The sequence below is a fragment of the Kitasatospora sp. NPDC003701 genome (assembly GCF_053587085.1).
Genome location: NZ_JBSFNM010000004.1, coordinates 1 through 18,461, shown reverse-complemented (window position 1 = coordinate 18,461; position 18,461 = coordinate 1). Strand labels below are relative to the sequence as shown.

Here is an 18,461-nt window from a genome sequence, read left to right as displayed (position 1 = left end):
CGGGCGACGGGCCGCCGGGGGGCCGGGGACCGGGTCACAGCAGCTGGAAGACGAGCAGCAGACCGGCCCAGAGCGAGGAGTTGGTGAGCATGACGCGGTCGCGCAGCAGGGTCCGGACGGGGTTGCCGCCCTCGCTCTGCACGACCACGATCTGCAGGTAGCGGAAGAGCGCGAGCAGCGCGCAGGGCGCGGTGAGCAGCGCCCCGGTCGCGAAGCCCGACTCGGTGCGCAGGAAGAGCAGGTAGCCGACCACGGTCAGCCCGGAGCAGAGCACCAGGACGAGGTCCAGGAAGTGCGCCGAGTAGCCGACCAGGGCGGGCCGGTGGCCGCTGCCGGCCACGCCGAGTTCGTGCCGCCGCTTGCCCACGATCAGGACCAGGCAGAGCGTCAGCACCGTGAACACCAGCCAGGCGGCGACCGGGCGGCCGCCGGCTCCGTAGCCGCCGAGCAGCCTCAGCACGAAGCCGGTGGCGACGATGAAGACGTCCAGCAGCGGCAGGTGCTTCAGCTTCCAGCTGTAGGCACCGTTCACCACCAGGTAGAGCAGCACCGGCCAGACCGCGGCGGGCCGGGAGAGCAGCAGGACGGGGGCGAGCAGCCCGGCCAGCAGCACGATCAGCGCCACGGCCGTCCGCAGTCCCACTCGGCCGGAGGCCAGCGGGCGGTGGCGCTTGACCGGGTGGCGCCGGTCCCGTTCGACGTCGGCGATGTCGTTGACCACGTACACCAGCGACGAGGCGATGACGAAGGCGGCCGTGGTGACGGCGACCCGGGCCACCATGCCCCACGCCAGGTCGGCGCCGAGCAGGGCGAGCGGCACCACCAGGAGGTTCTTCGGCCACTGGCCCGGCCGGAGCAGCTCCAGCGGTGCCGGCAGCCGGGAGGCGGCGCCGCGCCGGCGGGACTCCGTCTGTTCGCTCAGGAAGGTCATCGCGCGCTCCCTCAGAAGAAGATCTTCACGGCGGACAACAGGCCCTGGCTCCACGGGTCCCGGCTGGTCCGACCGGTCGGGCTGCCCGCCGGTCGGTCGTGGCGGGCGGTGCGCCACCAGTCGTAGGTGCGCAGGATCGCGTCCCGGTTGGACAGCCTGGGGGCGAAGCCGAGCCGCTCGCCGGCCTTGTCGATGCTGACGTAGGAGTCCTCCATCAGCTTGTGCAGCAGCCGCCCGTAGACCGGCGAGAGCCTGGCCCTCTGCAGGGTGCTCAGCACGGTCAGCGCCGGCCGGGCGGGCAGCGCGACGACCCGTCCGCCGTGGCCGGCCGCGTCCAGGACGGCCTGGAAGTCCTGGCGCAGGGTGCCGAATTCGGCCGCCGCGAGGTTGTAGGTGTCGTTGGCGACCTCCTCGGGTGCGGTGAGCACGGTGACCACGGCGTCGACCAGGTCGTCGATGCCGAACATCTGGATCCGCACGTCACCGCGGCCGAGCACGGGGAAGTTCCGGCCCTCCTCGGCCCACTCGAACAGCATCGAGAACAGGCCCATCCGGCCCGGGCCGACGAAGGTCTTGGGCCGCAGGATCGGCACGCACATCCCGGCGGCGCGGTGGCGCTCGGCGATCTCCTCGGCGGCCGCCTTGGCCCGGCTGTAGGTGTCGACCGGCTCGCGGGGGTGCGTCTCGGGGGTCGGGACCACCTTGGGCAGGCCGTACACGGCGGTCGAGGAGATGTGCACCACCCGGGGCGTGCCGGCGGCGCGCGCGGCGGCGAACACGCTCTCGGTGCCGCCGACGATGATCGAGCGGATCTGCTCGTCGGGGTAGCTGGGCAGGGCGGCGGCCGCGTGGACCAGCACCTCGGCGCCGGCCAGCGCCCCGGCCATCACCGCCGGGTCCCGGATGTCGCCGACCACCGCCACCCCGGGGCCGGGCCGCAGGTCGACCCCGCGGACGCGGTGGCCGTCCGCGAGGAGCCGTTCGGCGAGCCGGGAGCCGAGCATGCCCGCGGCGCCGGTGATGGTGATCACCACTGGGAACTCACCTTCTGCTTGAGGAATCGGGTCACCAGGTGGCCGAGCCCCTTGGCGAGCACCTCGCCCAGCGCCTCGACCGTCCGCTCCACCTCGGCGGTTTCGGTGACCAGCGAGGGGCCGATGATCAGCGGGTTGCGCCCGTTGAGGGTGTAGTAGGCGAAGATGCCGTGGTCCTGGTACAGGGCGTTGATCACCGCGCAGGTGACCAGCTTGGTCTTGAACCTCGGGTCGCGGGCCATCCCGCCCGGCGCCAGCTTGGCGACCAGGTCGAGGATCTTCGGGCCGCCCTCGATGAAGACGCCCCAGAGCGCGCCGGCGCCCTCCACCCGGCCGACCGCCTCCGGGTACTCCTCGGCCAGCCGGGCCAGGCCGGGCTCCAGGACCGCGCCGATCGCGCGGGCCCGCGCCGGGTAGTCGTCCTCGACCACGATGTTGACGGCCTCCAGCGCGGTGGCGCACTCCTCGCCGAAGCCGTAGTAGGTCGTCGAGGTGGACTGCAGCAGCGCGTCGCCGAGGTTGTCGTAGGCCTTGCGGAAGACCGGCTCGCGGGCGACGAACGCCGAGATCGACGATTTGCCGCCGCCGAAGGACTTGGAGGTGGTGAGGACGTCCGGCAGCAGGCCCGGGTAGCGCATGAAGTAGAACAGGGTGCCGGTCTTGCCCCACCCGGTGTAGATCTCGTCGAAGATCAGCACGATCTTCTTCCGGGTGCACAACTCCCGCAGCCCGCGCAGGAACTCCTCGGAGCAGGCCTGGATGGTGGAGGCGCTGAACGGCTCGATCAGGATCGCGTAGACGTCGTCGGGGTGGGCGTCCACGGCGCGGCGGACGGAGTCGAGGTCGTTGTAGGTGAAGGTGTCGATCCCCGGGATGGTGGGGAAGGCGAACTGGCTCTGCCCGGTGAGCCCGCCGGAGCCGAGCAGCTTCCCGTGGAAGGCGCAGTCCGCGCGCAGCACCGTCCCGCGCTTGCCGTTGTGGTACTTGTACGCCAGCTTCACCGCCCCTTCCACCGCCTCGGCACCGGAGTTGGGCAGGAAGGACATCGAGAGGTCGCCGGGCAGCACCTCGGCCAGGTTGTGGCTGAGCGCGGCCAGGTAGGGCGAGAAGTACGTCTTGTGGACCTCCATCCGCCCGTCGCGGGCGAACCGCTCGCGCGCGGCCAGGATCCGCGGGTGGTTGTGGCCGTGGTTGAGCACGCCGACGCCACCGGTCACGTCCAGGATCCGGCGGCCGTCGGTGAGGGTCAGATGGGCGCCCCGCGCCTCGGCGACCAGCTCCCGGCCGAAGCCGAAGGAGGTCATCAGCGAGACCTGGCTCTTGTTCACGTACCGCCGGTACAGGTCGTGCACCTCGCGGACCTCGAACCGGTCGGCGTCGTCAAGGGTGTACACGGGCTTCCTCTCCCATCGGGGTGGACCTGAGCCGGGCCCAGGTCAGAACGACGGCCGAGCTGCCGAGCTCGGCCACCACGCAGACGACCCGGCTGGCGATCGCCGCGGTGGCCGCCACGCCGCCGGGCAGCACGGTGGCGAGTGCGGCCGTGATGGTCAGCTCCCGCACCCCCCAGCCGTCCGGCACGACCACGGCCAGGCTGCTGACCACGGTGGCGAGCGCGAAGGCACCGACCGCCGGGCCCAGGGAGGCTCCGGCCGGTCCGCCCAACGCCAGGGCCAGGAACCAGAGATGCAGGCCGGAGACCAGCCAGGAGGCGATCGCCAGCAGGACCGCCCGGCGGACGGCGGCGTCCGGCGGCGCCTCGACCGGCCGCCGCAGCAGCCGGGCCACGGCCGCGACCGGCCGGGTGGCCAGCGCCGGCCGGGCGGCACAGGCGAGGAAGCCCGCGGCCGGCAGGCAGAGCCAGAACCACTGCCCCGGCAGCGCGGCCGGCGCCGCCAGCAGGCCGACGCCCGCGCCGGTGAGGACGGTCAGCGCCAGGCTGAGCAGGTAGGCGGAGGTCATCTGGGCGGCCGGCACCCCGGCCGCCCGGCCGTGCGTGACATGGGTGAGCACGCCCCAGACCCGCCCCGGCAGATACTTGCTGAGCTGCCCGAGGAAGTAGATCCGCGCCGCGGCCACCCCCCGGATCGGGTGCTCGCCGGGGATCAGCACCCGCCAGGCGTGCACCGCGAGCACCAGCCCGGCGACGTTGGCGGCGAGCGAGGCGGCCAGCAGCGGGAGGGCGTCCGACCGGGCGAACGCCCGGGCGGCGACCGGGCCTTCGTGGTGGAGCATCAGGCCGAGGCCCACCAGCGCGGCGAGCACGATCAACGGGGTGAGCACCCTGCGCAGCCGGTCCAGCATCACCGGGCCGCCTCGGTTCCGGTGCCGGTTCCTGTGGCGGTGCCGCTGCCGGTCGCGGTACCGCTGCCGCTGCCGGTGCCGGTCGCGGTCGCGGTGCCCGGCTCCGGTCCGGTCGCGGCCCGCCGGGCGGGGAGCAGCATCCGCACCGCGCCGACCGCGGCGCCGCCCAACAGGGCGGTGATCACCAGGAAGTGGACGCCGGTGAAGAACGGCAGGAAGGCCGGGCCCCGGCGGCGCGCCACGAACCGCAGCAGCCGGCCGTTGGCGGCGCAGAAGCCGAGCAACCCGGCGACCGGCAGCACCGGGTACCAGGGCGCCAGCGGCAGGGTGGCCAGCGTGAAGGCGGCGGTCGCGACCGAGGCCGGGCTGTTGGCGGTCAGGTTGCGCCGCCCGCCCCTGCGCGCCGAGGCCAGCGCGGGCACCAGCACCAGCGCGCGCCGGAAGGTCTCGGCGAGCAGCGGCCACAGCCGGTGCTCCTCGTCGTGCCGGGCCGCCACCCGGTCGGTGAGGACGATCCGGTAGTGCGGCGCGAGCCGGTCGCTGAACTCCAGGTCCTCCGAGTCGCGCAGCCGCTCGTCGAATCCGCCGAGCCGCTCGAAGACCTCGCGCCGCACGGCCGCCTGGGCGAAGAACGCGGTCTCCACGACGCCCGCGCCGCGCACCCGCCACCAGTGCGCGTGCAGCACCCGGTAGCGCTCGACCGGTCCGTCGTCGAACAACGGCTCCGGCGCGATCACTCCGTGCACGCAGCCGCACGCCGGGTCGGCCGCCAGGATTTCCAGCGCATTGGCCACCGAATCGGGCGTGAGCGCCTCGTCGGAATCCAGGAAGAAGAGAATGTCACCGGTCGCCGCCGCGATTCCGGCATTGCGCGCGGCGGACACCCCGCGGTTCGGGGTACGCCGGATCAGCGTGCACGGATAGCCCCGGGCGACCTCGGCGGTCCGGTCGGTGGAGCCGTCGTCCACCACGATCACCTCGTGGACGGGGGCGGTCTGGGCGTACACCGAGTCCAGACAGGCACCCAGCGTACGAGCGGAGTTGTGGGCCGGTATGACGACCGATACGGAAAACGTCATGACGCCATTTCAGGCGGGCGGCATATCGGCCGCGTATCGTCTCGGTATTGGAATGCGGTCGGGCGAAATCCCGGGCGCCGCTCCCCTGCTACTCTCCGCGGCATGGATTCCGCTCGCCCGCGTTCATTCGGCCCCCGGCTGCTGGTCGCCGTCACGGCGTGCTGGGGTGTTTTCCTCCTCCTCGACCTCCTGTTGAGCGGCCGCTGGTGGTTCTGGCTGATACCGGACCTCGCGCCGCCGCTGCTCTTCCTGGCCGTGCCGGTGCTGCTGCTGGCCCTGGCCGCCGTCACCCGGCGGCTGCGGCGGTGGCTGGTCCCGGTGGTGGTCGTCCTGCTGCTCGCCGGACTGCCCCGGACGGGCCTCAACGCGTCGGCCCTGCTCCCCGGCCGGGACCACGCGCCCGGCCCGGCGTTCACGGTCTTCTCCTGGAACACCGAGTACTGGGACACCACCGACGACCCGGACGCCTTCTACCGCTACCTCCGGAGCGAGGACGCCGACGTCTACCTGCTCCAGGAGTACCTGGCCTGGGTGCGGGAGGTCCCGACACCGATCGACCGGCTGGACCGGATCCGGCGCGAGTTCCCCGGCTACCAGGTGGTGGTGCTGGGCGAGTTGGTGACGCTCTCACGGTTCCCCGTGCTGGCCGTCCCGCCCGTCGGCGCCGCCCTGCCGGCCGGTGCCCCGTGGGAGGCGACCTTCGCCGCGAAGAAGGTGCTCCGCACCGACGTGGACGTCCACGGCCGGGCGGTGTCCCTCTACAACGTGCACATCCCCGTCCAGGTGGACACCCGGCAGTCGCTGCTCGGCGGGGACTTCTACCGCACGGTCCGCACGGCCGACGCCGCGCGCCGGGAGCAGTACGCGGCGCTGGAGGGCGACGCCGCCGGCAACACCCGCCCGCTGCTGATCGCCGGGGACTTCAACACCACCCCGGCGATGGGCGACCTGCGCGGCCTGCGCTCCCGCTTCCACGACGCGTGGTCGGCCTCCGGGGACCTCTACCCGGGCAGTTGGGGCGGCGTGCTGGGCAGCGACCTGTGGCGGCTGGACTGGGCGTTCACGGACCGCCGGCTGGCGGTGGAGCGGTACGCCTTCGCGGACCAGCGGGGGATGTCGGACCACCGGGGGCAGGAGCTGCGCGTCGCCCTGCGGCCCTGAGGTGCGGCGCGGCGCGGGACGGTGGAGCGCGCCTTCGGGGGCGGGGCCCCGGAATCGGGCCTTCGGGGGGCGGGCCCCGGGGATCAGGCCCCCGGAGATCGGCTTCTCGGGGATCGGCCCTGCGACCGTCAGCCCTTCGGCACCGGACCGGACCGGCCGACGGTGAACGTGAGGTTGGGCCGCTCGGCCTTGGGCGCGGAGATCCGCAGCGTCGTGTACTCGCCGCCGCTCAGGCCGCCGAGGGTCACCGTGGCGGGGGACGCGGCCACGCCGCCGGCCGCGTTCTGCTCCCACAGCCGCCCCGTGGCGGTGGGGCTCAGCCCGCCCCAGTCCGTCCAGACCAGCCCGTCCAGCTGTGCGGCGCCCTTGTCGCAGCCCAGCTCGAAGGACTTGGGCGCGGTGAGCGGCCGCCCCTCGCAGCCGTAGAGCACGGCGGACGCCTCGGCCGGCTCCGACGGCGTCACGGGGGCCGGCGCGGACGGCACGGCGCCCGGCGACGTCGACTGCGGCGCGGACGGCGGCGGGAGGGTGGGCGACGCCGCGTTGGTGGGCGACGCCGGGGCGGTGGGCGAGGCGGTGGACGGGACCGGTTCGGTGGGCCGTGCCGACGGCGCCGCGGCCGTCCCGGCGCTCGAACAACCCGCGACCGCGAGCAGCAGCGCGAACACCCCGCCGGCAAGGGCGGCCGTGCCGCGCCGCCGCCCCGCTGCCGCCCCTGTGGCCTGGCCTGCCATGGTGCCCCCGTTGCCCGGTGTCGTCGATCCGCACTCGAAGAAGTCCGCCCCAGGGTACCCGCACACCTGCCGGGCGTGACGCCCACTCCCTCGATCCGGTTGGCGGTCAAGGATGTTGAGCGGACATCACCTTGTTGCCGCATCCGGGACGCGCGGGTGGCCGCGCCGCGAACGGCACGGCCACCCGGCGGTTCCCGTGGTCAGAGCGCGGCCTCGTCCAGGCGCCGGCGCTGCTCGGCGGAGAGCGTGACCTCCAGGGCGCCCAGCGCCTCGTCCAGTTGGGCGATCCTGCTGACCCCGACCAGCGGCAGGATCTGCGGGTCGTGGTCCAGCAGCCAGCTGAGCGCGACCTGGTTCTTCGTGACCCCCAGCTCTTCGGCCACCGCGCCGAGCGCCGCCAGCCGCCTGGGCGTGCCCGGGTGGTCGTAGGCGGCCGGGATCTCCACGTCCTCGCGGGTGTAGCCGCCGGAGAGGATCGGGCTGTAGACCCAGAGCCGGATGTCCCCCTCGGAGCGTACGTAGTCCAGCAGTTCACCGGTCACATGGACGTGGGCCGAGGAGGGCAGCGGGATGTCGAAGCGGGGCTGGAGGTAGGAGTACCGGTACTGCATGTGGGTGTACCGTGCGCGCTCCCCCGCCAGCGCCCGGGCCCGCTCGACCCGCCAGACGGCGTGGTTGCTGGCCCCGATCTCGCCGGCCTTCCCCGCCGCCACCAGGTCGGCCAGGGTGTCCACCGTCTCGGCGAGCGGCACGGACCGGTCCTCGATGTGCGTCCAGTACACCTCGACCCGGTCGGTGCCGAGCCGTCGCAGGCTGCCCTCCAGGGCCGTCCGGACGGCCTTGTCCGAGAGCCCCTCGGCGGTCTCCAGACCCGTCCCCGGGACGGTCGGCCGGGCGCCGACCTTGGTGCTGATCACCACGCGGTCGCGCGCGCCCCGGCTGGCCAGCCAGCGCCCGATCACCTCCTCGCTCTCGTCGCCGGTCGCGCCGTCGAGCCAGAAGGCGTAGTTGTTCGCGGTGTCGAGCACGGTGCCGCCCGACGCCACGAAGTGGTCCAGGATCGCGAACGAGGTCTGCTCGTCGACGATCGTGCCGAAGCCCAAGGTGCCCAGGGCGATGGTGCGCTGCGGAATCGTCATAGGTCCTTCCCCTCCCGATTTTGGTCTGGACCATTCAAGTGGCATCCCGCCCCGCACGCAACAGACAGCCACCGGTTCACCACCCATGGCCATCGTCGGCGCACGCCTCACCGGGGCCCGCCCGCGGTCGGCAACCGGCATCAGGCGACAGGCGTCAGGCCTCAGGCTCAGACCACAGGCGCCAGGCCTCAGGCGTCCAGCGGCAGCGGCTTGGCCCAGCGGGTCCACTGCGGCTGCGGCCCGTACCCGGCCGTCTGCCAGGTGCGCTGCCCCTGGGCGTTGTCGTCGAGCACCATGGCGTCGGCGCGGCGGCCGCCGAGGGCGGTGAAACGGGCCTCGGCGGCCGCCAGCAGCGCCGCGCCGATCCCCCGACGGCGGTACTCCGGGTCGACCGCGAGGCGGTAGAGGTGGCAGCGCCAGCCGTCCCAGCCGGCGATCACGGTGCCGACGACGGTCGCCGGGTCGTCGGCGGGGGTGGCGACGATCAGGCACTCCGGGTCGCGCCCGAGCAGGGCCGCCACTCCGTCGGCGTCGTCCGTGATGCTGGTCCCCTTGGCCGCGCGCGCCCAGAGGGCGAGCAGGGCGGGGATCTCGTCGGGGGTGGCGGTGCGCAGCGCGATGTCGGCGGTCATGACGGTGTGTCTACCAGGGCGCCCGGCCCGGCCGCCGGTGATTTCGCGGTGCGGGACGGCCGTTGGCCGGACCCGGCGTCAGCCCGCCGGTGCGGCGAGTTCCCAGACGGTGGTGGTCTTGAGCGCGGCGTCCTCCAGGTCCGCCACCACCGGCACCCGGTACGCGGCCAGTTCCGTGAAGCGCCCGCGCGGCAGGTAGGCCCGCCCCGGGTCGCCGACGATCACCACCGCGCCGCGCGCCCGGGCCCGCTCCAGGAACGGCAGGAACCGCGCGGCCATCGCCCGCTCGTAGAAGACGTCCCCGGCCAGCACCACCTCGGCCGGAGCGCCGTCCCCGTCCAGCAGGTCCTCGACCGCCGCCGCCACCCGGACGCCGTTGTCCTGCGCGTTGATGCCGATGGCCGCCACCGCGTAGGCGTCGATCTCGGCGGCGCGCACCGAGCGCGCCCCCCGCATCGCCGCCGCGATCGCCACCAGTCCGGACCCGGCCGCCAGGTCGAGCACCGTCCGCCCGGCCACCACGTCGGGGTGGTCGAGCACATAGCGCGCCACCCCGACCCCGCCCGCCCAGGCGAAGGCCCAGAACGGCGGCGCCAGCCCCACCTCTCCCCGCGCCGTCTCGGTCCGCTCCCAGAGCTCGATGGCGTCGTCCGCCATGTGCAGGCTGATCTCGGGGACGAAGGGCACGGGCGCGGGGGTGGTCTCGCTGCGCACGAAGTCCCGGTCGGACACCGCCGTCGCACCCGGACGACCGTCGTGCGTCTCGTTCAACATGCCCGCAGCATAGAGGTTCTCCGACGGCCCGCCGGGCGCCCGACCGCGGTGGCGCCGGCGGCCGCCACCGGCACCGGCGAGGTCGCAGGAGCATCCCGCGGCGCGCTGGAACCGCGGATCACGCACGGCCACCCGGTGCGTACCATTTCGATACCGAAGCCTGGATGAGCTGCGGAGATGCTCGCCCGCCGGCCCCGGGCCCGGGTAGCATCCGGCACGAGCCCTCCGGGGTGGCGCAGGCGGCCGAGCGCTGTCGTGCCGCGTTCCGGGCGGCGGACTCACGCGGGACGTTCGGTGGTTCCCGCGCACTCGGCACCGCGCGCCAGAGCTGTCGCGCGAACGGCGAAGGGCAGCGTCTTGGCGGATCGGCTCACCGGAGGAGACTCCTCGCTGCTGCGGCGTATCAACGCGGCGGTCACGCTTCGGGCGCTGCGGGCCGGCCACTCGGTGACCCTCACTCAGCTGGTCGGGGACACCGGGCTGTCCCGGCCCACGGTGGAGGGCGTGATCGAAGGGCTGGTCGAGACCGGCCTGGTCGCCGAGGTGGACCAGCCCCAGAACGGCGGACAGCCGGGCGGTGGCCGGCGCGGCAGACCGGCCCGCTGGTTCCGGTTCCGCGCCGAGGCCGGACACATCCTCGGCATCGAGATCGGCGTGCACGACCTCCGGGTCGTCCTGGCCGACCTCACCGGCCAGGTGGTGGGCAGTCACTTCCGCCCGATCGAGGAGACCCTGGACGCGGAGGAGCGCCTCAGCGCCGTCCGCACGGCGGTCGCCGAGGTGCTGCGCAAGGCCGGCGTCTCCCGGGACAACCTGTGGGCGGTCGGCGTCGGCACCCCCGGCATCGTCGACCGCGACGGCACCATCCAGCTCGGCACCGCCATGCCCGGCTGGACCGGCCTGGACCTCGGCGCCCGGCTGCGCCGCTCGTTCCGCTGCCCGGTCATGATCGAGAACGATGCCAACCTGGCCGCCATCGCCGAGCACTGGCAGGGCGCGGCGGTCGGCGCCGACGACGTCGTCTTCGTCATGGCCGGCCTCAGCCCGGGCGCCGGCTCGCTCATCAACGGCCGCCTGCACCGCGGCTTCGGCGGCGCGGCCGGCGAGATCGGCGCACTGCACCTGCTCGGCCAGGAGGTCACCCCCGAGCGCCTGCTCTCCACCACCGGAAAGCCGCTCAACCCGCTGGACGAGGCGGCCGTCGCCCGGGTGCTGAAGCTCGCCCGCGAGGGCGACGAGGTGGCCAAGGTCGCGATGGACCGCTTCCTGACCCGCCTGGTGCAGAGCGTGGCCGCCCTGGTGCTGGCGATCGACCCCCAGCTGGTGGTCGTCGGCGGCTGGGCCGCCGGGCTCGACGGCGTACTGGAACCGCTGCGCGAACGCCTCGCCCAGTTCACCCTGCGCGCGCCCGAGGTGGCCCTGGCCGCCCTCGGCTCGGAGGTCGTCGCGATGGGCGCCCTGCGGGTGGCGCTCGACCAGGTGGAGGAGCAGCTCTTCGCCGTCGACCCGCCGACCGGCGGCGCCCGGGGGTGACGGCCGGGGGGACGGCCGGGGGGTGACGGCCGGGGCGGACCGGGTGCCCGGTCCGCCCCGCGAAGGCGTGGAACGGCTCAGGCCCGGATGCCTGTGGGGGCGTCCGGGCCTGGGCCTGAGGGTGTGCGGGAAATGGTTCAGGAGGCGGTGCGCACCTCGGCGGTGGCACCGACGGGGGTGACCTCCACCAGGCCGGTCTCGCCGAAGGTGAGCTTGCAGGTGTCGGCCCGGTAGGTGGAGACGGCCAGCGCGACCAGGCGACCGGCGGCGGCGTACTGGGTGGTCATCACCAGCACCGGCGAGCCGGGCGGGCGCTCCAGCAGGGCGGCCTGCTCGGCCTCGGCGACGCCCAGCTCGACCGAGCGGGACTCGCCGTCGACCTCCAGGCGCTCCAGCTGGCGCAGCACCGAACGGGCGCGGTCGCTCTCGGCGCGGAAGCCGGGCAGGTGCGGCAGCGCGGAGGCCGGCACGTGCAGCGCCTCGGTGGCCACGTTCTGGCCCTGGACCATGCGGACCCGGCGGACGGTGTGCACGGTCGCGCCCTCGGCAATGCCGAGGCCCTTGGCGAGCTGCGCCGTGGCCGGGGCGGTGGTGCAGTCGACGGTGCGCCACGCCTGGCTGCGGGCGGTACCGGGCCAGCCCTCCTCGTGGCGGTTGACCGGCACGCCGACCCGGGGGGCGGCGATCAGGGTGCCGATGCCCCGGCGGCGGACCAGCCGGCCCTCCAGCTCCAGCTGGTCAAGCGCCTGGCGCAGGGTGGCCCGGGCCACCCCGAAGCGGGCGGAGAGCTCGCGCTCGTTGGGGAGGACCTGTCCGGTGGAGAACTCCGTGTCGATCGCGCGGAGCAGCACCGTGCGCAGGTGCCAGTACTTCGGTTCCGGTACCGCCGTGAGCTGCCCTGTCGTTCCCACCGTGGCCTCCACCCTGCTTTGTCCGCCCTGCCGAAAGGAGGGCGGACCCGGCCCGCTGCCCGCTGTTGCGGCAGGTGGGAGAGCGGGCTTTATCCGTCCTTCTTTATTAAAGGTCTTTGCAGTAAGTGACCCTAGGGGCTGTGTCGGGAGATGGTCAAGACCAATGACGGCGGTTGGTGCGGATGTCGCGCAGATTCATGCCGCGTTCACGACAGACCGACATCCGGACGCCGCCCGACCGCGCCGGCCATGCCAGCCGGCCACGCCGCCCGACCGCGTCGACCGGCGGGCGGGGCGCCGGGCTCGGTAGGCTGCCCGGGTGATCGTGGTGACGAGTGTGAACGTGAACGGAATCCGGGCAGCGGCCAAGAAGGGCTTCGTCGAGTGGCTGGCGGCCACCGAGGCGGACGTGATCTGCCTGCAGGAGGTGCGCTCCGAGCCCGAGCAGCTCCCCGTGGAACTGCGCGACCTGGACGGCTGGCACGCGGTCTGGGCGCCGTCGGTCGCCAAGGGGCGCGCGGGCGTCGCCGTGCTGTCGCGGCGGGAGCCGGAGCGCACGGTGGTCGGATTCGAATCGGCGGAATTCGACAATTCGGGCAGGTATGTCGAAATCGATCTGCCGGGGCTGACCGTGGCCAGCCTTTATCTCCCCTCCGGCGAAGTCGGCACCGAACGCCAGGAGGAGAAGGAACGCTTCATGGCGGAGTTCCTGGTGCACCTCGGCAAACTGCGCACCCGGGCCGCCGCTGAAGGCCGGGAGGTCGTCGTCTGCGGCGACTGGAACATCGCCCACCGCCCGGAGGACCTCAAGAACTGGAAGGCCAACCAGAAGTCGGCCGGCTTCCTCCCCGAGGAACGCGCCTGGCTCACCCGCGTCTACGAGGAGGCCGGCTACGTCGACGTCGTCCGCCGCCTCCACCCCGACCGCACCGGCCCCTACTCCTGGTGGTCCTACCGCGGCCGGGCCTTCGACAACGACTCGGGCTGGCGCATCGACCTCCAGGTCGCCACCCCCGGGCTGGCCGACAAGGCCGTCGAGGCCTACGTCGAGCGCGCCGAGACGCACGCCGAGCGGTGGTCGGACCACGCGCCGGTCACGGCGGCGTACGACCTCAACGACTGACACCTTCCCGCACAACCCTTCGAGCGTCGGAGCGTTGGAAGGCGGCCCCGAGGAGGGGTGCCCGGTACGCCGGCCGCCGGACCGCGATCCCGCCGTGGACCTCGGGACCCGGCGGCGCCGTGATCGGCAGGGGCGCCCGGCGGTGAGCAGTGCCTCACCGCCGGGCGCCCCTGGAAGCCGGCGTCAGGCGCCGAGCTCGGTGGTCAGCCAGTCGTGCACGGCGACGGCGCAGTCCTCCGAGTACTCCTCCAGCATGCTGAAGTGGTGACCCGGGACGGTCAACGCCTCGTGCGAGAGCGGCCAGGACGAGCGCCACTCCTCCGCCTCACCGGCCTCGGCCGACGGGTGCCGCAGCGGGTCCTGCGCCCTCACCAGCAGCGTCGGAACCGGCACGGCCTCCGGCTGCCACTCGGCGAACACGTCGAAGTACCCGCCCATCGCGCTGAACCGGGTGTCGTCGATGCTTCCGAAGACGTCGCCGCGGTCGAGCATGGTGTCGATGAACCCGTACTGGATCGAGGCCGGCGGCGGGCTGTCCGGAGCGTAGGTGTCGAGCAGCACCAGGGCCGCCGGCCGCACACCGCCCCGTTCCAGCCGGCGCGCCACCGCGGCGGCCGTCCAGCCTCCGGACGAGTGACCGAGCAGCACGAACGGCCGGTCACCGAGCCGCCGCTCGATCACCTGGGCCTGCTGCTCCACGATCGTCTCCAGATCGGCGGGCAGGAGCTCGCCCTTCACGAAGCCGGGCAGCGGGAGCGACAGCACCTCGCGCCGGCCGCCCAGCGGCGCGGAGAAGCGCGCGTACTGGTAGGGGGTGGACAGCGCGCCCAGGGTGGGGAAGCAGACGATCGCCGCCCCGGCCGGCCCCGACGCCAGCGTCACCAGGTCCGACTCCCGGGCGACCGAGGCCGGATCCTCGAACTTCTCCCTGATCCTGGCGGCCGCGATCAGCAGGTCGAGACCGTGCTCCAACTTCGCGCGCTCGTAGGCCTGGGTGAACATCGAGGCGAGGAAGCCGTCGGAGGCCGGGGCCGGAGCCGGAGCGCCCGCCGAACCGGCCTGCCGCTCCACGGCCGTCCCCTCCCCCGGTCCGGCCGGGCCCTGGGCGGCGAGTTCTCCGCACAGACCCCGGACCAGCGCCTCCGGGGTCGCGTAGTCGAACACGAGGGTCGACGGCAGGCGCAGCCCCGTCGCGTCGTTCAGCCGGTTCCGCAGCTCCACCGCCGTGAGCGAGTCGAACCCCTGCTCGATGAACCCCTTCTCCGGCCGGACCGCAGCCGCCCCACCGTGGCCGAGCACCGCGGCGGCCTGGCCGCAGACGATGTCGGTCAGCACGGCCGGCCACTCGTTCTCCGACAGGCCGGCCAGCCGCCGCCCGAGGTCCTCCCGCGTCGCCGCGGTCCCGGCCGACACGGTGCGGCGCACCGTCGCCCGCACCAAGCCCCGCAGCAGCGCGGGAACCGGACCCGAGTGGTCCGGGACCGCCCGGTTCCCGGCCCGCGGCCGCATCGCCACGACGGCCGGCAGTCCGCTGCCGATCGCCGCGCCCAGCAGCCCGGGCCCGCCGGAGGCACTCAGCCAGGCCGACCACGGCTCGGGCGCCGACCGGTCGGTCCCGGCCGACGGCTCCCGGCCGAGCACCGTCGCGGCCAGGCCCGCCGCCCTGCGCCGATGGGCCAGCGCGTCCAGGAACGCACCGACCGCACCGGCACCGGCCCGGTCGGGCCGGCCGAGCGTGCCCGCCGGGGTGGAGCACAGGACGAAGGTCGTGACCTCGGCTCCACGGGTGAGCAGGTCCACGTTCTCGGCCGCGAGCAGCTGCGCCCGCAGGTGCCGTTGCGCCTCCTCGGCAGCCTCCTCGGCGGCCGCTCCTGACACCTCCGCTCCCGGCAGGTGGACCACGGCGGTCAGCGGGCGGTCGGCGGGGACGGCCCGCAACAGCCGGCCGAGCGCCTCGCGGTCGGTGAGATCGCAGACCGCGCGGCTCACCCGCGCCCCCGCACCCGTCGGTCCGGCCACCGCGCCGCCGAGGTCGCCGTCGGGGTGACCGTTCGAGTCGTCGTCGGAGCCGTCGTCGAGGTCGGCCTCGTCACCGACCACCAGCAGCAGGTGACGTGCACCGTGGACGTCCACCAGTTCCCTGGCCACCTCCCGTCCCGGCACCCCGTCGGCGTTGGTGACCAGCACGGTGCCCTCGGACAGCGACGCGGGCCTCGGAGCGTCATCCTCCCGTGCCTGCACCCGGGCGAGCCTCGCCGCGAGCACCGTTCCGCCGCGGACCGCCAGTTGCGGCTCGTCCACGATCGGCAACGCGGCCGCGACGGCTGCGTCGAACGACTCGTCGGCGAGGTCGAGGATGCCGAACCGTCCGGCGTCGCCCGTCTGCGCCGACCTGACGAGCCCGACCACCGCGGCCCCGGAGGGATCCACCGCGAGGCCGGCCGCGCCGGCCGCCACCGCACCGCGGGTGACGAACACCAGCCGCGCGCCGGCGAGGCGCTCGTCGGCGAGCCCGGCCCGGACGGCCTCGGCCGCCCAGCGCACGGCCGCCACCGCGGAGTCCGCGATCGGGGCGTCCCGGTCGGTCACGGAGAGGTCGGCGGGGAGGTCGGCGGAGAGGTCGGCGGAGAGCTCCGCCGCCGTGGGCACCGGGAGCAGAACGACGTCCGGCACCCGACCGCTGGCGGCCACCAGACCGCCGAGCGCGTCGAAGTCGGGGACGACGAGCGGTCCTCCGGCCGACCCCGCGTCGGAGCCGGTACGCAGCGCCGCCGCGAGCCGCACGGCCCCGGCGCCGCCGAGAGCCACCCAAGCTGCGGCCGCGTCCGGTGTGACCTCCTCCGGCACCGGCACCGGCACCCAGGTCGGTTCGAGCAACGACTGCTGCGCCGCGCTGCCGGCGGCGGCCAGCTGGTCGGCCCGGACCGGCCGCAGCGCGAGGGACCGGACGGTGGCCAGCGACCGCCCCGTTCCGTCCGCGATCGCCAGCGACAGCGTCTCCGGACCGGCCGGAGTGAGCCGGACCCGTAGGCCGGTCGCACCGACCGCCCCCAACGAGACGCCGCTCCAGGAGAACGGCAGCCCCTTGCGCCCCTCTCCGCCGTCCGTCCCCAGCAGCGACACCGGCTGGAGCGCCGCCTCCAGGAGCGCCGGGTGCAGACCGAACGACGAGGCCTGCGAAGCGATCCGCTCCGGCAGCTCGACCTCGGCGAACACCGTGTCGCCGAGGCGCCAGGCGGAGCGCATCCCCTGGAACGCGGGTCCGTAGGCGAAACCCGCTTCGGCGAGGCGCTCGTAGTACCCGTCAAGGTCGACGGGTTCGGCGCCGGCGGGCGGCCACTGGGTGAGATCGGTCCCGTCGACCGGTCCGTCCGTCGCCAGCACACCGCTCGCGTGCCGGATCCACGGCCCGTCGGCGGCACCCTCCGGCCGTGCGTGGATCGTCACGCCACGCCTGTCGGCGGCGTCCGGCTCGGACACCAGGACCTGCAAGCGGACCCCGGCCCCCTTCTCCAGCACCAACGGCGCTTCCAGCGTCAACTCCTCGACAAGAGCCGCGCCGACCTGGTCACCGGCGCGGACGGCGAGCTCCAGGAAGCCGGCCGACGGCATGACGACGGCACCCAGCACGGTGTGGTCGGCCAGCCACGGGTGAGTGGTGAGGGAAAGACGACCGGTGAACAGGACCTCGTCGCTGTCCGCGACCTCGATCGCCGCACCGAGCAGCGGGTGGGCGGCGGCTTCCAGTCCCAGGCCGGTCGCGTCCTTCGCGCCCGCCCCGGAGGCCTCCGGCCAGTAGCGGCGGCGCTGGAACGCGTACGTCGGCAGATCCACGCGACGCGCACCCGTGCCCTCGAACAGCGCCGGCCAGGTGACCGGGGTGCCCGTGGCGTGCAGACGGGCCACGGCCTCGACCACGGCACGGGCCTGGTCACGGTCCTTGCGCAGGGCCGGCACCACGGCGCGTGCCGGGCCGTCCTGCGGCAGGCACTCCGCGACCATCCCCGCCAGCACCGCGTCCGGACCGACCTCCAGGAACGTCCCCGCGCCAAGGTCCAGCATCGTGGCGACGGCATCAGCGAAACGCACCGCCTGACGGACCTGACGCACCCAGTACGCGGGATCCGTCCACAGCTCCGTCTCCGCGCGGCCCGTCACCGTCGACACCAGCGGCAGCACCGGCTCGCGCAGGTCCAGACCGGACACGACCGCGCCGAACTCCTCCAGCATCGGATCCATCAGACCCGAATGGAACGCATGACTGACCGTCAGAGCCTTGGTGCGGAAGCCCCGTTCGGCGAGCGTCGCCGCGACCGCCAGGACCTGGTCCTCGTGTCCCGAGAGAACGAGTGACGTGGGGCCGTTGACCGCCGCCAGCCACACACCCTCCGTGCCGGCCAGCAGCTCCCGCACCACGTGCTCGGGTGCGCCGACCGCCACCATCGCGCCCCCCGCGGGCAGCGCCTCCATCAACCGCCCACGGGCCTCGACGAGCGTGCACGCGTCCTTCAGGGACAGCACGCCCGCGACATGGGCGGCGGCGATCTCCCCGACCGAGTGACCCGCCAGGACACCAGCGGAGACGCCCCACGACTCGAACAGCCGGAACAGGGCGACCTCGAGGGCAAAGATCGCGGGCTGCGCGAAACCGGTGCGGTGGATGCCCTCGTCCGACGGCAGGTCCACCCCCAGCTGCGCACACACCTCGCCATAGGCGCGGGCGAACACCGGGAACATCTCGCTCAGTTCACGGCCCATCCCCGGCCACTGCGAACCCTGACCCGAGAACACCACCCCGAGCCGACCCGCCACCACGGTCGAGACGTCCGCCGATTCCGACGCCAAGTCATCCAGGCGGGAGAGGATTTCGTCACGATCGGCCGCGACCACAGCCGCGCGGTGCTCGAACGCCGAACGCGACGTCGCCAGCGAGTAAGCCGCATCGAGGACACCCAGCCCCGGATCCGTCCCAAGCCGCTCCAGCAGTGCAGCGGCCTGACCCCTCACCGCTTCCTCGGACTTGCCCGACAGCACCAGCGGCACCACCGGCAGTTCGACGACCTCCTCGACCGGCACCTCGACCGGCGCCTCGGCCTGCTCCAGGAT

At 74.0% G+C, this 18,461-nt stretch carries 14 protein-coding genes; 3 read left to right on the top strand and 11 right to left on the bottom strand.

The features are described from left to right. Positions 1 to 34: 34 nt before the first annotated feature. Genes ACWDRR_RS05195 through ACWDRR_RS05175 form a run of 5 tightly spaced genes read right to left on the bottom strand, consistent with a single transcriptional unit; the run spans position 35 to position 5,348 of the window. Positions 35 to 931: a UbiA prenyltransferase family protein gene (locus tag ACWDRR_RS05195; protein WP_449770816.1), complete on the bottom strand. Its 897-nt coding sequence runs from the start codon at positions 929 to 931 to the stop codon at positions 35 to 37. Positions 932 to 942: 11 nt separating this feature from the next. Continuing rightward, positions 943 to 1,965, bottom strand: coding sequence for an NAD-dependent epimerase/dehydratase family protein (locus ACWDRR_RS05190; RefSeq protein ID WP_449770815.1), 1,023 nt, complete (start codon positions 1,963 to 1,965; stop codon positions 943 to 945). Then, positions 1,959 to 3,359: an aspartate aminotransferase family protein gene (locus ACWDRR_RS05185; RefSeq protein WP_449770814.1), complete on the bottom strand. Its 1,401-nt coding sequence runs from the start codon at positions 3,357 to 3,359 to the stop codon at positions 1,959 to 1,961. Before ACWDRR_RS05185 ends, ACWDRR_RS05190 begins: the two co-directional genes overlap by 7 nt. Beyond that, positions 3,346 to 4,269, bottom strand: a complete 924-nt coding sequence (locus ACWDRR_RS05180) for a lysylphosphatidylglycerol synthase domain-containing protein (RefSeq protein ID WP_449771035.1) — start codon at positions 4,267 to 4,269, stop codon at positions 3,346 to 3,348. Before ACWDRR_RS05180 ends, ACWDRR_RS05185 begins: the two co-directional genes overlap by 14 nt. Further along, a complete protein-coding gene (locus ACWDRR_RS05175; protein WP_449770813.1) occupies positions 4,269 to 5,348 on the bottom strand; it encodes a glycosyltransferase family 2 protein in 1,080 nt (359 codons plus the stop codon). The genes ACWDRR_RS05180 and ACWDRR_RS05175 overlap by 1 nt, the downstream gene beginning before the upstream one ends. Before the next feature lie 102 nt (positions 5,349 to 5,450). On the opposite strand from ACWDRR_RS05175, the gene ACWDRR_RS05170 reads away from it, so the two are divergent. Further along, on the top strand, positions 5,451 to 6,509 hold the full coding sequence (locus ACWDRR_RS05170) for an endonuclease/exonuclease/phosphatase family protein (RefSeq protein WP_449770812.1): 1,059 nt from the start codon (positions 5,451 to 5,453) through the stop codon (positions 6,507 to 6,509). Positions 6,510 to 6,637: 128 nt separating this feature from the next. Here ACWDRR_RS05170 and ACWDRR_RS05165 read toward each other — a convergent pair whose 3' ends face one another. The 4 genes from ACWDRR_RS05165 to ACWDRR_RS05150 all read right to left on the bottom strand — a co-directional run bounded on the left by ACWDRR_RS05165 (position 6,638) and on the right by ACWDRR_RS05150 (position 9,788). After that, positions 6,638 to 7,243 (bottom strand): hypothetical protein, encoded by a 606-nt coding sequence (locus ACWDRR_RS05165; RefSeq protein WP_449770811.1) that lies wholly within the window; start codon positions 7,241 to 7,243, stop codon positions 6,638 to 6,640. A gap of 200 nt (positions 7,244 to 7,443) precedes the next feature. Next, positions 7,444 to 8,382 (bottom strand): aldo/keto reductase, encoded by a 939-nt coding sequence (locus ACWDRR_RS05160; RefSeq protein WP_449770810.1) that lies wholly within the window; start codon positions 8,380 to 8,382, stop codon positions 7,444 to 7,446. Between the two features lie 188 nt (positions 8,383 to 8,570). After that, positions 8,571 to 9,014, bottom strand: coding sequence for a GNAT family N-acetyltransferase (locus tag ACWDRR_RS05155; RefSeq protein WP_449770809.1), 444 nt, complete (start codon positions 9,012 to 9,014; stop codon positions 8,571 to 8,573). A gap of 78 nt (positions 9,015 to 9,092) precedes the next feature. Beyond that, positions 9,093 to 9,788, bottom strand: coding sequence for a class I SAM-dependent methyltransferase (locus ACWDRR_RS05150; RefSeq protein ID WP_449770808.1), 696 nt, complete (start codon positions 9,786 to 9,788; stop codon positions 9,093 to 9,095). 357 nt (positions 9,789 to 10,145) lie between these two features. Here ACWDRR_RS05150 and ACWDRR_RS05145 point away from each other — a divergent pair, with 357 nt between their 5' ends. After that, entirely contained in the window at positions 10,146 to 11,321 is a 1,176-nt protein-coding gene (locus ACWDRR_RS05145) for an ROK family protein (RefSeq protein ID WP_449770807.1), read from the top strand. A gap of 137 nt (positions 11,322 to 11,458) precedes the next feature. Here ACWDRR_RS05145 and ACWDRR_RS05140 read toward each other — a convergent pair whose 3' ends face one another. Next, the gene (locus ACWDRR_RS05140; RefSeq protein ID WP_449770806.1) at positions 11,459 to 12,232 is read right to left on the bottom strand and encodes a GntR family transcriptional regulator; all 774 of its coding nucleotides are present in this window, start codon (positions 12,230 to 12,232) and stop codon (positions 11,459 to 11,461) included. 328 nt (positions 12,233 to 12,560) lie between these two features. Here ACWDRR_RS05140 and ACWDRR_RS05135 point away from each other — a divergent pair, with 328 nt between their 5' ends. Continuing rightward, positions 12,561 to 13,355 (top strand): exodeoxyribonuclease III, encoded by a 795-nt coding sequence (locus ACWDRR_RS05135; RefSeq protein WP_449771034.1) that lies wholly within the window; start codon positions 12,561 to 12,563, stop codon positions 13,353 to 13,355. 183 nt (positions 13,356 to 13,538) lie between these two features. Here the strand turns inward: ACWDRR_RS05135 and ACWDRR_RS05130 are convergent. Next, positions 13,539 to 18,461, bottom strand: a 4,923-nt coding sequence (locus tag ACWDRR_RS05130; RefSeq protein ID WP_449770805.1) for an alpha/beta fold hydrolase, incomplete at its 5' end; no start/stop codon positions are given.

Excerpts from the sequence above, each read along its gene's own strand:
- ACWDRR_RS05165 (WP_449770811.1), bottom strand. The coding sequence starts at position 7,243 with ATGGCAGGCCAGGCCACAGGGGCGGCAGCGGGGCGGCGGCGCGGCACG.
- ACWDRR_RS05180 (WP_449771035.1), bottom strand. The coding sequence starts at position 4,269 with ATGCTGGACCGGCTGCGCAGGGTGCTCACCCCGTTGATCGTGCTCGCC.
- ACWDRR_RS05175 (WP_449770813.1), bottom strand. The coding sequence starts at position 5,348 with ATGACGTTTTCCGTATCGGTCGTCATACCGGCCCACAACTCCGCTCGT.
- ACWDRR_RS05195 (WP_449770816.1), bottom strand. The coding sequence starts at position 931 with ATGACCTTCCTGAGCGAACAGACGGAGTCCCGCCGGCGCGGCGCCGCC.
- ACWDRR_RS05155 (WP_449770809.1), bottom strand. The coding sequence starts at position 9,014 with ATGACCGCCGACATCGCGCTGCGCACCGCCACCCCCGACGAGATCCCC.
- ACWDRR_RS05170 (WP_449770812.1), top strand. The coding sequence starts at position 5,451 with ATGGATTCCGCTCGCCCGCGTTCATTCGGCCCCCGGCTGCTGGTCGCC.
- ACWDRR_RS05160 (WP_449770810.1), bottom strand. The coding sequence starts at position 8,382 with ATGACGATTCCGCAGCGCACCATCGCCCTGGGCACCTTGGGCTTCGGC.
- ACWDRR_RS05150 (WP_449770808.1), bottom strand. The coding sequence starts at position 9,788 with ATGTTGAACGAGACGCACGACGGTCGTCCGGGTGCGACGGCGGTGTCC.